Source organism: Pantoea sp. ARC270 (assembly GCF_003236725.1).
Classification (GTDB): domain Bacteria; phylum Pseudomonadota; class Gammaproteobacteria; order Enterobacterales; family Enterobacteriaceae; genus Pantoea; species Pantoea anthophila.
In genome coordinates this window covers 15,211-29,759 of sequence record NZ_PUGA01000012.1, presented here as the reverse complement: position 1 = coordinate 29,759, position 14,549 = coordinate 15,211, and the positions used below count along the sequence as shown (strand labels likewise).

At 53.5% G+C, this 14,549-nt stretch carries 10 protein-coding genes; 6 read left to right on the top strand and 4 right to left on the bottom strand.

All coding sequences use genetic code 11. The features are described from left to right. Nucleotides 1-4: 4 nt before the first annotated feature. The 4 genes from pflA to ycaO all read right to left on the bottom strand — a co-directional run bounded on the left by pflA (nucleotide 5) and on the right by ycaO (nucleotide 6,261). Nucleotides 5-745, bottom strand: a complete 741-nt coding sequence (gene pflA, locus CKF42_RS08155; protein ID WP_009091122.1) for a pyruvate formate lyase 1-activating protein — start codon at nucleotides 743-745, stop codon at nucleotides 5-7. Nucleotides 746-909: 164 nt separating this feature from the next. After that, nucleotides 910-3,192 (bottom strand): formate C-acetyltransferase, encoded by a 2,283-nt coding sequence (gene pflB, locus CKF42_RS08150; RefSeq protein WP_009091120.1) that lies wholly within the window; start codon nucleotides 3,190-3,192, stop codon nucleotides 910-912. Nucleotides 3,193-3,264: 72 nt separating this feature from the next. Beyond that, nucleotides 3,265-4,125, bottom strand: a complete 861-nt coding sequence (gene focA, locus CKF42_RS08145) for a formate transporter FocA (RefSeq protein WP_111207949.1) — start codon at nucleotides 4,123-4,125, stop codon at nucleotides 3,265-3,267. Between the two features lie 372 nt (nucleotides 4,126-4,497). Beyond that, nucleotides 4,498-6,261 carry a 30S ribosomal protein S12 methylthiotransferase accessory factor YcaO gene (gene ycaO / locus CKF42_RS08140; protein ID WP_111207948.1) on the bottom strand — a complete coding sequence of 588 codons (1,764 nt, stop codon included), beginning with the start codon at nucleotides 6,259-6,261 and terminating at the stop codon, nucleotides 4,498-4,500. Between the two features lie 314 nt (nucleotides 6,262-6,575). Here ycaO and serC point away from each other — a divergent pair, with 314 nt between their 5' ends. From serC to CKF42_RS08110, 6 genes are all read left to right on the top strand, one after another. Next, nucleotides 6,576-7,661, top strand: a complete 1,086-nt coding sequence (serC, locus tag CKF42_RS08135) for a 3-phosphoserine/phosphohydroxythreonine transaminase (protein WP_111207947.1) — start codon at nucleotides 6,576-6,578, stop codon at nucleotides 7,659-7,661. Between the two features lie 82 nt (nucleotides 7,662-7,743). Then, on the top strand, nucleotides 7,744-9,030 hold the full coding sequence (gene aroA, locus CKF42_RS08130) for a 3-phosphoshikimate 1-carboxyvinyltransferase (protein WP_111207946.1): 1,287 nt from the start codon (nucleotides 7,744-7,746) through the stop codon (nucleotides 9,028-9,030). Between the two features lie 198 nt (nucleotides 9,031-9,228). Beyond that, entirely contained in the window at nucleotides 9,229-9,915 is a 687-nt protein-coding gene (cmk, locus tag CKF42_RS08125) for a (d)CMP kinase (RefSeq protein ID WP_009091111.1), read from the top strand. A 108-nt stretch (nucleotides 9,916-10,023) separates the two neighbouring features. Continuing rightward, the gene (rpsA, locus tag CKF42_RS08120; RefSeq protein WP_009091109.1) at nucleotides 10,024-11,697 is read left to right on the top strand and encodes a 30S ribosomal protein S1; all 1,674 of its coding nucleotides are present in this window, start codon (nucleotides 10,024-10,026) and stop codon (nucleotides 11,695-11,697) included. A gap of 82 nt (nucleotides 11,698-11,779) precedes the next feature. After that, on the top strand, nucleotides 11,780-12,064 hold the full coding sequence (gene ihfB / locus CKF42_RS08115; RefSeq protein WP_003849360.1) for an integration host factor subunit beta: 285 nt from the start codon (nucleotides 11,780-11,782) through the stop codon (nucleotides 12,062-12,064). A gap of 204 nt (nucleotides 12,065-12,268) precedes the next feature. Further along, entirely contained in the window at nucleotides 12,269-14,524 is a 2,256-nt protein-coding gene (locus CKF42_RS08110) for a DNA internalization-related competence protein ComEC/Rec2 (protein ID WP_199559862.1), read from the top strand. Nucleotides 14,525-14,549 lie beyond the last annotated feature (25 nt).

Genomic DNA, 14,549 nt, shown 5'->3' with positions numbered 1-14,549 from the left:
TGGTTCAGTACATGACTTCGTGTCCGTAGCTGGCAAGAATATTTTTTACCCGCTCCATTGTCTCTTTCTTCGGCGGCTTCACGCCATCCAGTTTGTACTCTTCCCCCATCGCAATCCATTTGTGCTTACCCAGTTCGTGGTAAGGCAGCAGTTCAATCTTCTCAACATTCTCCATGTCGCGAGTAAATTCACCCAGCCGGTGCGCAGTATCATCATCGTCGGAATAGCCTGGCACTACGACAAAACGAATCCAGGTGCGTTTGCCTTTTTTCTGCAGGTAGCGGGCAAAGTCCAGCGTGCGATGATTCGACACGCCCACCAGAATCTGGTGGATATCGTCATTCATCTGCTTGAGGTCGAGCATCACCAGATCGGTCACGTCGAGCAGTTCATCGATCACCGGATCATAACGGCGGACAAAACCGTTGGTGTCGAGACAGGTATGAATGCCTTCCGCCTTGCAGGCACGAAACCAGTCGCGCACAAACTCAGCCTGAAGAATGGCTTCGCCTCCGGATGCGGTGACGCCACCGCCAGAGGCGTTCATGAAATGGCGATAGGAGAGCACATCCGCCATCAGGGCCTCGACGCTGATCTCTTTGCCACCATGGGTATCCCAGGTATCTCGATTGTGACAGTAAAGGCAGCGCATCAGGCAGCCCTGGAAGAAGGTAATGAAGCGGATGCCGGGACCATCGACGGTGCCGCAGGATTCAAACGAGTGGATACGACCGTTAACTGACATTGCGATGTTTTCTCCAGTGAGTCTGCCGTAACAGACGGCGCAATCTCTGTTGCGCTCAGGGCAGGAAATCGATTCTGGTGGACACCTTCACAGAGACGACCACCAGAACAGACTTTTAAATAAAAGGCTCCGCGCGGAGCCTTTTTAAGCGGGTAGGGCGGTGATTACAGTGACTGAGTAAAGGTACGGGTAATCACATCCTGCTGCTGCTCTTTAGTCAGCGAGTTAAAGCGAACAGCATAACCGGAAACGCGGATGGTCAGCTGTGGATACTTCTCAGGATGCTCCATCGCGTCCAGCAGCATTTCACGGTTCATCACGTTGACGTTAAGATGCTGACCGCCTTCGATGCTGGCTTCATGATGGAAGTAACCATCCATCAGACCGGCAAGGTTGGTTTTCCGCACGTTATCATCTTTGCCCAGCGCGTTCGGCACGATGGAGAAGGTGTACGAGATACCATCTTTCGCATAGGCAAACGGCAGTTTCGCAACGGAGGTTAGTGACGCTACCGCACCTTTCTGGTCGCGACCGTGCATCGGGTTAGCACCTGGTCCGAACGGTGCACCAGCGCGGCGTCCATCCGGGGTGTTACCGGTTTTCTTACCATATACCACGTTTGACGTAATGGTCAGGACAGACTGAGTCGGCACGGCATTGCGATAGGTGGTCAGCTTCTGGATTTTCTTCATGAAGCGTTCAACCAGATCGCAGGCCAGGTCATCCACCCGCGGATCGTTGTTACCGAACTGTGGATATTCACCTTCGATATCGAAGTCAATTGCCAGGCCGTCTTCATCACGGATAGGTTTCACTTTGGCATATTTAATCGCGGAAAGTGAATCCGCCGCCACAGAGAGTCCCGCAATACCGCACGCCATGGTGCGATAGACGTCCCGGTCGTGTAAGGCCATCAGTGCCGCTTCGTAGCTGTACTTGTCATGCATGTAGTGAATGATGTTCAGCGAGGTCACATACTGTTTTGCCAGCCAGTCCATGAAGTGATCCATACGCTCCATGACGGTGTCGAAATTCAGCACGTCGTCGCTGATTTTGTCGCCTTTCGGGCCCACCTGCATTTTCAGTTTTTCATCAACACCGCCGTTGATTGCATAGAGCAGTGTTTTCGCCAGGTTGGCTCGCGCGCCAAAGAACTGCATTTGTTTGCCGACAATCATCGGGCTGACGCAGCAGGCAATGGCGTAGTCATCATTGTTGAAATCCGGACGCATCAGGTCATCGTTCTCATACTGCAGGGATGAGGTGTCGATAGAGACCTTAGCGGCAAATTTCTTAAAGTTAATCGGCAGTTTCTCTGACCACAGAATGGTCATGTTCGGCTCGGGTGACGGTCCCATGGTGTAGAGGGTGTTCAGGAAGCGGAACGTGCTTTTTGAGACCAGTGTACGGCCATCAACGCCCATACCGGCCAGGGATTCAGTGGCCCAGATTGGGTCGCCTGAGAACAGCTCATCATATTCAGGCGTGCGCAAGAAGCGGACCATGCGCAGTTTCATCACCAGATGGTCGATCAGCTCCTGGGCCTGTTCTTCTGTCAGCTTACCGGCTTTAAGGTCACGCTCAATGTAGACATCCAGGAAGGTGGATACGCGACCAAAGGACATCGCAGCACCATTCTGTGATTTCACGGCGGCCAGATAGCCGTAGTAGGTCCACTGTACCGCTTCGGCAGCGTTGGTGGCCGGGCCGGAAATGTCGTGGCCATATTTTGCCGCCATCTCTTTGATCTGCGCCAGCGCACGGTGCTGATCGGAAATCTCTTCACGCAGACGAATCGTTGCTTCGAGATTTACGCCATTCTCCAGATCGTTCTGCAGTGAGGTGAACTGCGCGAATTTATCCGCCATCAGGAAATCGATGCCGTAGAGCGCGACACGACGATAGTCACCGATGATACGTCCGCGACCATACGCGTCCGGCAGACCGGTCAGAATACCGGATTTACGGCAGCGCAGGATGTCTGGTGTATAGACGTCGAACACACCCTGGTTGTGGGTTTTACGGTATTCGGTAAAGATTTTTTTCAGTGAAGGATCAAGCTCACGGCCATAAACTTTGCATGAGCCTTCCACCATTTTGATGCCGCCGTAAGGAATAATGGCGCGCTTCAGAGGGGCTTCAGTCTGCAGACCTACGATTTTTTCCAGTGGCTTGATGATGTAGCCAGCGTCGTGTGAGGTGATGGTTGAAGCAAGATCGGTGTCAAAGTCGACAGGCGCGTGGGTGCGGTTCTCAATTTTGATCCCTTCCAGCACGCTTTCCCACAATTTGGTAGTGGCTTCAGTTGCACCCGCCAGGAATGACTCATCACCTTCATAAGGGGTGTAGTTCTTCTGAATGAAATCGCGCACGTTGACGCTATTCTGCCATTCGCCTTCAGCAAATCCTTCCCATGCTGTGGCCAGTTTTGCATTAAGTTCGGTCATACTATACCTGCCTTAGATGAAGAGACTGTTACGGTCAGGCACAGCGGATGGGCTGTGCCATCAAAAATACGTTTAGTGTACCGGGTCACCTTTACGGAGATAGATCACCCAGTAAGTCAGACCCACCAGAACGCCGCCGCCAATAATGTTACCCAGAGTTACGGGGATCAGGTTGTCGAGAATAAAGCGAGTGACGGTCAGTGAGTGAAACTGTGCTGCTGTCGCCCCTGCCGCCTGCCAGAACTCAGGTGTCGCAAAGTCGCGGATAGTAATGGCATAGGGGATCAGAAACATGTTGGCGATACTGTGTTCGAAACCACTGGCTACAAACATCGAAACGGGCAGAATCATCACCACCAGTTTATCGGTCAGGCTACGGCCGGAATAACTCATCCAGACCGCGAGGCAGACCAGCAGATTAGCCAATGTGCCCAGGCAGACCGCTTCAATAAAGGTGTGGTGCATTTTGTGATCGGCGGTCTGCAGCACATTTAATCCCCAGGCACCGTTAGCAACCATATGTTGTCCGGCAAACCACATCAGGGCGACAAAGAAGAGGGCACCGCCCAGGTTACCGACATAAACGTTGATCCAGTTACGGGCCAGCTGGCCCCAGCTGATACGTCCACTGGCTTTGGCCACAACGATGAGGACCGTCGATGTGAAGAGATCGGCACCACACACGACGACCAGCATCAGGCCGAGTGAGAAGCAGATACCCCCAATTAGTTTGGCTATGCCATAGGGCATTGTGCCGCTGCCGGTGGTGGCTGTGATATAAAAAACGAATGCGATTGAGATAAATACGCCAGCGGTTAACGCCAGAAAGAAAGTGGTAAAGGGGTGTTTGGTGGCTTTATAAATTCCGGCATCTTCAGCAACTTTTGCCATTGCGGCCGGAAGTAATAGATTAAAAGGGTTGTCAGTTTTCACACTAACTTACTCCAGAAGTTGTCTGAAAAAATAGTAACAAAGGAGTAGTAGCAAGTAATTGATGTGGATCATGTTTGCCGGAACGGTAACCGTTTTGTCACAGGAAAACCGAATGATTTTGTTGTAAATTATTGAATTTGTTGAATTAAATATTTTTTAAAATATGCAGGATTATTTTAATACCAGGTCTGTGATTGCCTGTCCGGAATGGCGTTTGTAACTTATTGGTCATCCGTATGTTAAATAAAACAATGGGATGTTGCGGGAAAGGGATTTAATGCAGCTAATGTTTTCATGAAAAGAAAATAGCATGGCACCCGGTATATGCAGTGCCATGCCGGATCGACTATCGACCCGCTGACGCGTCAGGAATTACGCGTTTTTCCAGTAGCGGCGTTTGGCCGTTTGCAGTTTTTCGTAAGCCGCAAGCAGAGACTGATGAGCCGGGAATGCCAGCAGCTCATCATCAACCGCCTGAAGTCCGTTAAACGGCTGTTCACCACTAATGGCGGCCGAGGCGGCTTCCACTGCGCTTTCACCATACATCCGCGTGAAGGCATGATGGTATTGCAGCGGGTCACGCTCATCTTCCATTGCTAATAGCAGCAGGGTCTGCAGGCAGCGGTAGTAATTTGCCCGCTCTGGCGTAAAGACGGAGCTGTTAAATTCCATTGTCCACTCTGTCCAGATCAGGGCCTGCTCCAGATCGCCACCTGCCAGAGCCAGCATCGCCTTTAATTCACCGATACGCAGCGTCGACCAGCCGTTATCTTTACCGGTGGCCAGACCCAGCAGCTCGCGGACGCGGGTAAAGTCATCGAAACCTTCGTCATCCAGTTGCCCGATTAAATCGAGATACTCTTCCGGATTCCAGTTGCTATCAGGCAGTGCCAGCAGGGTTTCACGTATGCCCGCTCCCATGCTGTTATTTGCCAGGAAGAGGTCTTCTGCCGGATAGATATCAGACATGCCAGGCACGATGATGCGACAGGCGTAGACACCCAGATGCTCATAGTCAGCGATATAGACTTCCTGATCTTCTGAAGCAAAGATCGCCATCAGTGTGGCAAACTCCTCTTCAGTACTGCCTGCGAAGGACCAGTCCACAAAGGGATAATCCGCCGTCTCTTTAAACAGATCCCAGGAGATCAGGCCGCTTGAATCAATGAAATGGGTTTCAAGGTTGGCGTGCTCGGCGACTTCTTCATCGTCGAACGTCGGTGGGGTAAACACATCCAGATCTTTCAGGCTTCGGCCCTGCAGCAGCTCGGTGACGGTACGTTCCAGCGCAACGCCAAAATCGGGATGCGCCCCAAAGGAGGCAAAACAGGTCCCGTTGGCCGGGTTAAACAGCACCACGCAAATCACCGGATATTTACCGCCCAGTGAGGCGTCGTAGGCGAAAATCGGGAAACCTTCCGCTTCAAGACGGGCAATCGCTTCGATCACGTCAGGGTAGCGCTGCATCACCTCATCCGGGATCGCCGGCAGGCTGATAGCCTCAGCAATAATGCGATTTTTGATGTAGCGCTCAAACACCTCAGAGAGCCCCTGAACACGCGCTTCATTGGCCGTGTTACCCGCCGACATGCCGTTAGAGACATAGAGGTTACCAATGATATTCATCGGGATATAAACGGTTTGCTGGTCGGACTGGCGGGTAAATGGCAGGGCACAGATGCCCCGTTCAGCATTACCGGACTGCAGATCGATTAATCCGGACGCCGTCAGCGCCTGGTCTGGATCGTAAAAGGCGCGCAGACGCGGGTCCAGAATCCCCTCAGGTAAGGATTCATCCTCAGGGACAGCAAACCATTTTTCATTGGGATAGTGAACAAAATCGCCGTTCGCGATCTTTTTTCCAAGCCAGAAGTCAGCAAAGAAATAGTTCGTTGAGAGACGCTCAAAATATTCGCCCAGCGCGGAGGCCAGCGCCGCTTTTTTACTGGCGCCTTTGCCGTTGGTAAAACAGAGCGGGCAATCGCGGTCGCGAATATGCACAGACCAGACATGGGGAACAGGATTCAGCCAGGAAGCTTCTTCAATATTAAAGCCAAGATCCTGCAGCTTATTCTGGAAACGCGCAATGGAGTCTTCCAGTGCGGCATCTTTGCCCGGGATAAATGTTTGCGTCATAGTGCCGCTCTCTCAGTTGTCATAGGGTGCGTAAAGCGCGCCATGATACGGATTTTGCCTGAAGACCGCTATCAGGGCGGGATAAATTTACCGCTGTAGTTTTCCATTACTTCGCTTTACCGGCCAGACGCACTTTTATCGTGCTGAACGACGCCTCACAAAATTTCGTGCAGGTTTGCATTGGTAACATAACATCCGGCGCGGCAGAGTCAGAAAATGTGACCGCCTCCTGATTTATGATTGCAGCTATCAGAATGCAGTGATAAAACCGGATGATTATTCATAACCGTTCGATATGACAGTGGTGAGGGGAAATGACGCAGGTTTATAATTTTAGCTCTGGCCCGGCGATGCTACCGGTAGAAGTGCTCCGTCGCGCAGAACAGGAACTGACGAACTGGCGCGGTCTGGGTACCTCTGTAATGGAGATCAGTCACCGCAGTAAAGAGTTTATTCAGGTGGCTGAGGAAGCCGAACAGGACTTCCGTGATCTGCTAAAAATCCCGGACGGTTACAAAGTTTTATTCTGTCATGGGGGCGCACGTGCGCAGTTCGCTGCCGTGCCGGGCAATCTGCTGGGTTCAGCGACAACGGCCGACTATGTTGATGGCGGTTACTGGGCGCACAGTGCCATTAAAGAGGCGGAAAAGTATTGCTCCCCGCGCACGCTGGATGTCAAAACAACCCGTGACGGTAAACGTGCCATTCTGCCGATGCGCGAATGGGCCGTCAGCGAAGCGTCCGCTTACCTGCACTACTGTCCGAATGAGACCATCGACGGCATCGCTATTGATGAACAGCCCGATTTTGGCAGCAAAACCGTGGTCGCTGACTTCTCCTCTACCATTCTTTCACGTCCGATTGATGTCAGCCGTTACGGTGTGATCTATGCCGGCGCGCAGAAGAATGTGGGCCCGGCTGGTTTGACGCTGGTCATCGTACGCGAAGATCTGCTGGGTCAGGCACACAGCTCTGTTCCCTCTATCCTCGATTACAAAGTTCTGGCCGATAACGATTCCATGTTTAACACGCCACCGACTTTTGCCTGGTACCTTTCGGGTCTGGTGTTTAAATGGCTGAAAGAGAAAGGCGGTGTAGCTGAAATTGATCGCATCAATCAGGCAAAATCTGATCTGCTTTACGGTGTGATTGATGGCAGCGACTTCTATCGCAATGATGTGGCGACAGAAAACCGCTCGCGGATGAACATTCCTTTCCAGCTGGCCGATGCCTCACTGGATGCGCTGTTCCTGGAAGAGTCATTTAAGAATGGATTACATGCGCTTAAAGGACATCGTGTAGTAGGTGGTATGCGCGCCTCTATTTATAATGCGATGCCGCTGGAAGGTGTTAAGGCCCTGACTGACTTCATGGTCGATTTTGAACGCCGTCACGGCTAACCGATAAGATATCAGCGCTGATGCTGATGCCAGACCTCGTCCTGCGACGAGGTCTCTGTATTTTTTGAGGATTTCGTTTCACATGCAGGACTCCCTGACTCTCCAACCGATTGCGCGCGTCGACGGCACGGTAAATCTGCCTGGCTCCAAGAGCGTTTCCAATCGTGCACTGCTGCTGGCTGCACTGGCAAAAGGCACCACCCGACTCACCAATTTACTCGACAGCGATGATGTAAAGCACATGCTGAATGCGCTGACCGCACTGGGCGTCAGCTATACCCTTTCAGACGATCGCACCGTGTGTGAAGTGACGGGGAATGGCGGCCCGCTGCACGCCACACAACCACTGTCGCTGTTTCTGGGGAATGCCGGAACCGCAATGCGCCCGCTGGCAGCAGCACTTTGCCTGGGTCAGCACGATGTCGAACTGACCGGCGAACCACGCATGAAAGAGCGCCCAATCGGCCATCTGGTGGATGCGCTTCGTCAGGGTGGAGCGGCCATTGAGTATCTGGAAAACGAACACTATCCGCCGCTGCGTTTACGCGGGGGGTTTACCGGCGGTGACGTCAGTGTTGATGGCAGCGTCTCCAGTCAGTTCCTGACGGCACTACTGATGACTGCGCCGCTGGCTCAGCAGGACACCTGCATCACCATTAAAGGCGATCTGGTATCAAAACCCTACATCGACATCACGCTCAATCTGATGCAGTGCTTTGGCGTCGACGTTGAAAATCAGCACTATCAACGCTTCCTGATCAAAGGTGCGCAGCAGTATCAGTCGCCAGGGGATTACCTGGTCGAAGGCGACGCCTCTTCCGCCTCCTATTTCCTGGCCGCCGCCGCGATCAAAGGCGGAACGGTTCGGGTCACCGGGATCGGACGTAACAGCGTGCAGGGTGACATCCGTTTTGCTGACGTGCTGGAAAAGATGGGCGCGAGCATTGAGTGGGGCGATGACTATATTGCCTGCACCGCCGGAAAACTGCAGGCGATCGACATGGATATGAACCATATCCCGGACGCGGCGATGACCATTGCGACCACGGCACTGTTTGCAGAAGGGACAACGCAGTTACGTAATATTTATAACTGGCGGGTAAAAGAGACCGACCGGTTGAGCGCGATGGCCACTGAACTGCGTAAAGTGGGCGCAGAGGTCGAAGAGGGCCATGACTACATCCGCATCACGCCGCCAGCGACACTGATTCATGCGGATATTGGCACCTATAACGATCACCGCATGGCGATGTGTTTTTCTCTGGTGGCGCTCTCTGATACGCCGGTCACCATTCTTGATCCAGGCTGTACGGCAAAAACCTTCCCGGACTATTTTGTGCAGCTTGAGAAAATCAGCCTGCGTGCCTGACAGACCTGCTCCGGTGCGTTCCCGCACCGGATTTTCCCTGATTCAATCTGGCTTTAATCGCCCGGATATCCTCTTATTTGACTAAATTTTCCCAGCCGCTCAGTGCGAAAGGGTAACCAAGCACGGCTATGCAGCGTATAATGCTAACCATTAAGGGTGGCCGACAGGCCATGAAGCACGCAGCAACAGGAGGGAATAATGACAGTAACTGCCCCGGTCATAACTATCGATGGGCCAAGTGGCGCGGGGAAAGGAACCCTGTGCAAAGCCATGGCAGAATCGCTGCAGTGGCATCTGCTAGACTCCGGTGCTATTTATCGCGTGCTGGCGTTAGCCGCATTGCATCATCAGGTGGATATCGATTCGGAAGAGGCGTTAGTGCCGATTGCTGCACACCTTGATGTGCGCTTTGTCTCTCAAAAGGGTGAAATGCAGGTCATACTGGAAGGGGAGGATGTCACCGGCGAGATCCGTACGCAGGAGGTGAGCAACACCGCTTCCCGTGTCGCTGCCTTTCCCCGGGTGCGCGAAGCACTATTGCGCCGCCAGCGTGGTTTCCGCGAGATGCCGGGTCTGATTGCGGATGGCCGGGACATGGGCACCGTGGTTTTTCCTGATGCGCCAGTGAAAATTTTCCTGGATGCCGGCCCGGAAGAGCGCGCCCGGCGCCGTATGCTACAGTTGCAGGAAAAGGGCTTTAATGTTAACTTTGACCGCCTTTTAGCCGAGATAAAAGAGCGCGACGACCGCGATCGTAACCGCGCAATTGCGCCTCTGGTCGCCGCTGGCGATGCACTGGTATTAGACTCGACTGAGATGTCTATCGACCAGGTCATTGAAAAAGCGCTACACTATGCCCGCGAAAAGCTGGGCATCCCGGCTTAACTGAATTAATAACCCTGTACCACGGATCCGGTGCAGGGCATGTGAAACAACCCCATCCGACATGAAGTCAGATGGACGTTAAATTGAAGAATCCTGAAGATTATCAATATGACTGAATCTTTTGCTCAACTATTTGAAGAATCCTTAAAAACAATCGAAACCCGCCCGGGTTCTATCGTTCGTGGCATCGTCGTTTCTATCGACAAAGATGTCGTTCTGGTTGATGCGGGTCTGAAATCTGAATCTGCAATCCCTGCAGAGCAGTTCAAGAACGCAGCCGGCGAACTGGAAATCCAGGTTGGCGACGAAGTTGATGTTGCTCTGGATGCAGTGGAAGACGGCTTCGGTGAAACCCTGCTGTCCCGTGAGAAAGCTAAGCGCCATGAAGCATGGATCACGCTGGAGAAAGCTTACGAAGACGCTGAAACTGTTACCGGTGTTATCAACGGCAAAGTTAAAGGCGGCTTCACAGTTGAGCTGAACGGTATCCGTGCGTTCCTGCCAGGTTCACTGGTTGATGTGCGTCCGGTGCGCGATACGCTGCACCTGGAAGGCAAAGAGCTTGAGTTCAAAGTAATCAAGCTGGATCAGAAACGCAACAACGTCGTGGTTTCACGTCGTGCCGTTATCGAATCTGAAAACAGCGCAGAGCGCGATCAGCTGCTGGAAAACCTGCAGGAAGGCATGGAAGTTAAAGGTATCGTTAAGAACCTCACTGACTACGGTGCATTCGTTGATCTGGGCGGCGTTGACGGCCTGCTGCACATCACTGATATGGCGTGGAAGCGCGTTAAGCATCCAAGCGAAATCGTTAACGTTGGCGATGAAATCACCGTTAAGGTGCTGAAGTTCGACCGCGAGCGTACCCGTGTTTCTCTGGGTCTGAAGCAGCTGGGCGAAGATCCATGGGTTGCTATCGCTAAACGCTATCCGGAAGGCACCCGCCTGACCGGTCGTGTGACCAACCTGACTGACTACGGCTGCTTCGTGGAAATCGAAGAAGGCGTTGAAGGTCTGGTACACGTTTCTGAAATGGACTGGACCAACAAAAACATCCATCCGTCTAAAGTTGTTAACGTAGGCGATGTGGTTGAAGTTATGGTTCTGGACATCGACGAAGAGCGTCGTCGTATCTCCCTGGGTCTGAAGCAGTGTAAATCTAACCCATGGCAGCTGTTCGCTGAGACGCACAACAAAGGCGATCGTGTTGAAGGTAAAATCAAGTCAATCACTGACTTCGGTATCTTCATCGGCCTGGACGGCGGCATCGACGGTCTGGTTCACCTGTCTGACATCTCCTGGAACGCGACTGGCGAAGAAGCCGTTCGTGAGTACAAAAAAGGCGACGAAATTGCTGCCGTTGTACTGCAGGTTGATGCAGAGCGCGAGCGTATCTCTCTGGGCGTTAAACAGCTGGCAGAAGATCCGTTCAACAACTACATCACTCTGAACAAGAAAGGTGCGATCGTCACCGGTAAAGTGACTGCAGTTGATGCTAAAGGTGCTACAGTTGAATTAGCAGACGGCGTTGAGGGTTACCTGCGCGCTTCTGAAGCTTCACTGGACCGCATTGAAGACGCCACTCTGGTTCTGAACGTTGGCGACGACGTTGAAGCTAAGTTCACCGGCGTTGATCGTAAAAACCGTGTCGTAAGCCTGTCTGTCCGTGCGAAAGACCAGGCTGATGAGAAAGAAGCTATCAACACTGTTAACACCAAACAGGAAGAAGGCAACTTCTCTAACGCGATGGCTGAAGCGTTCAAAGCGGCTAAAGGCGAGTAATCGACCTGAAGCACCGGGTGGGCAACCACCCGGTTTCGGTAAAAGCTGTCATACTTTCCCTGAGGGATAAACCGGAGGTTACATGACCAAGTCAGAACTGATTGAAAGACTGGCGGGACAGCATACTCATATACCGGCGAAAGTCGTTGAGGATGCAGTAAAAGAGATGCTCGAGCACATGGCCACGACGCTGGCACAGGGTGAGCGCATCGAAATCCGGGGATTCGGCAGCTTTTCTTTGCACTATCGCGCTCCGCGCACCGGGCGTAACCCGAAAACGGGTGACAAAGTGGATCTGGAAGGTAAATACGTTCCCCACTTTAAGCCAGGCAAAGAGCTTCGCGATCGCGCAAATATTTACGGCTAAGCCGATACCGAACCCGATAAACGACATCTCCGGATGTCGTTTTTTTTTGCCCGCTATCCTGTCTGCGATCGGCTATCCACGCTGTTCTCATCTGACGCTATCCATCACAAGTTCTTTGCGAGCCCGCTCGGGCCAGCGCAATTCTCTCCTGTTACTTTCTCCTGAGGGGTTCAGACTTACCGAACTGACCCGATGGATATGATTATGCTGACATGGACTATTCTGGCGCGACTGACGATTGTGGCCACACTGCCGCTACTGCTGATGGCCCGGCTGCCTTCAGGCCAGATGATACTGATGTTCCTTCTTACCGGTCTGGCGCTGCTGCATTCTCCTTATCAGCCTGTTCGTCTGATCGGTATCACGCTGCTGCTGCTGAGCTGGGCGTGCTACGACGCCCGTCTGATGGTGCGGGATATTGAACATTTCTCTGCACGTACCAGGAGCTACACGATTCAGATCGCTGAACTTCGCCAGGCGCGCAGGCAAATCCAGGTTCGCCTGCTGGAAGAAGAGGGCAGAAGGATATTTCCGCCGCGCTTCGCCTGGATCTATTTCGATGCTGACTCAGCGCTCTACTGTCCCGGACAGCGCTGGACGATGCAACTGCGTCTGCGACCGGTCCATGCCCGTCTCAACGAAGGCGATTATGATGCCCAGCGTTTCGCACTCGCTAACAATACGCCGATACAGGGTCGGATCCTGAAGCAGGTCGCAATTGATGAGCGCTGTGACGCGCGCTGGCGGTTTATTCTGGGGCATCGGGAGAGCACCCGCGGCCTCGCTTCACGGGCGACGCTGGAAGCGCTGGCATTTGGCGTTCGTGATGAGATGAGCCAGCAGACACGTCAGCTTCTGCGGGAGACGGGCACTGCGCACCTGATGGCGATTTCCGGTATGCACATCGCCTTAGCGGCCAGCACCGGCTGGCTGATTGCGCGCGGCGTGCAGTTCCTTTTGCCTGCCCGCTGTGTCAGCTATCTTTTTCCTCTCATCGTGAGCTGGCTGTTCGCCGCACTCTATACCTGGCTTTCAGGCGCGCAGCCGCCCGCAGAGCGTTCATTGCTTGCCCTGACGCTATGGGGAATAACCCGGACTGCCGGTATTCAGCTGAACAGCTGGCAGGTCTGGACATTCTGTATTGCACTGCTGCTGGTGGCAGAACCCTTAACCGTACTCTCTGACAGCTTCTGGCTCTCGGTACTGGCTGTCGGCATGCTGCTGGTCTGGTATCACTGGTTTCCCTTGCCTGCCGCGCTTCGGCATCAACGACGCTGGCTGCCACTTCAGCTGCTGCATCTGCAGGCGGGCATGATGATTTTAATGGTACCGCTGCAGGTGGCGATTTTTAACGGCATCAGCCTGACGGCCCTGATGGCAAATTTCGTCGCGATTCCGGTTGTCTCATTCATTACCATGCCCCTGATGACGCTCGCCATGCTGTTGCCGGTCACACAGCTCTCCGGCTTCTTCTGGATCGCGGCCGATCTTTCCCTGCGAGCGCTGTTTTACTGCCTGAAGCAGCTGCCGTCGGGCTGGTATCCACTGAGTGGCACAACCTGGTTTACGGTCATGGTCTGGGGCGGCCTGATCCTCTGGCGCGCGCAGCTCTTTTTCGCTTTTCCTGTGAGCAGCAGCGCGATAGCCCTGGCGATGATACTCAGTCGCCAGCCCAACCAGGAACGGGGCTGGCGTATCGATATGCTGGATATCGGACACGGATTGAGCCTGGTGATCAGCCAGGGCGACGAGGCGGTGATCTATGACACCGGGCCACGCTGGCAGAACGATAATGCAGGCAGTCGGGTGATTATTCCGTGGCTGGAGCGCAGGCAGCTGCGCCTGAAGCAGGTGATCCTCAGCCATAAACATCTTGATCATACCGGCGGGCTGGATGCGATCAAAAAGCGCTGGCCCGCAGCGGAAATCAGAAGTGCGCTGGCGGACAGGACGCACTTACCCTGTGTGCGTGGCACGCAGTGGCGCTGGCGACAGCTCACTTTTCGGGTCATCTGGCCGCTGACGGCCCCTTTACCCGGTGGAAACAACGACTCCTGCGTGATGATTGTTGATGATGGTCAGGTGCGGCTGATGTTAACCGGCGATATTGAAGCCAGGGCGGAGCGTCAGCTGGTGGCCCTGGAAAAGGAGGGATTGAAAGTCGATATCCTGCAGGTGCCGCACCACGGCAGCCGCACTTCGTCCACCTCACTGCTTCTGCGCAAAGCGGCAGGCCACACCGCCATCGCCTCTCTGGCGCGCTACAATGCATGGCGTATGCCTGCAAAACGGGTCGTGGAAGCTTATCACGCCGCCGGTTTTCACTGGCTGGATACCGGTCAGTCAGGGCAAATCAGCATCAGGATAGAGCAGGGCAGCGTGCAGGTTTTCAGCCTGCGGGATCAATTAATGCCCCGTTGGTATCATCAGTGGTTTGGCGTCAAACGTGATTCCAGGTAGAATGGCCGGCTATTTCCAACAGCGT

Coding starts and splice junctions, on each gene's coding strand:
- pflA (WP_009091122.1), bottom strand. CDS start 745: ATGTCAGTTAACGGTCGTATCCACTCGTTTGAATCCTGCGGCACCGTC.
- pflB (WP_009091120.1), bottom strand. CDS start 3,192: ATGACCGAACTTAATGCAAAACTGGCCACAGCATGGGAAGGATTTGCT.
- ycaO (WP_111207948.1), bottom strand. CDS start 6,261: ATGACGCAAACATTTATCCCGGGCAAAGATGCCGCACTGGAAGACTCC.
- serC (WP_111207947.1), top strand. CDS start 6,576: ATGACGCAGGTTTATAATTTTAGCTCTGGCCCGGCGATGCTACCGGTA.
- aroA (WP_111207946.1), top strand. CDS start 7,744: ATGCAGGACTCCCTGACTCTCCAACCGATTGCGCGCGTCGACGGCACG.
- cmk (WP_009091111.1), top strand. CDS start 9,229: ATGACAGTAACTGCCCCGGTCATAACTATCGATGGGCCAAGTGGCGCG.
- rpsA (WP_009091109.1), top strand. CDS start 10,024: ATGACTGAATCTTTTGCTCAACTATTTGAAGAATCCTTAAAAACAATC.
- ihfB (WP_003849360.1), top strand. CDS start 11,780: ATGACCAAGTCAGAACTGATTGAAAGACTGGCGGGACAGCATACTCAT.
- CKF42_RS08110 (WP_199559862.1), top strand. CDS start 12,269: ATGCTGACATGGACTATTCTGGCGCGACTGACGATTGTGGCCACACTG.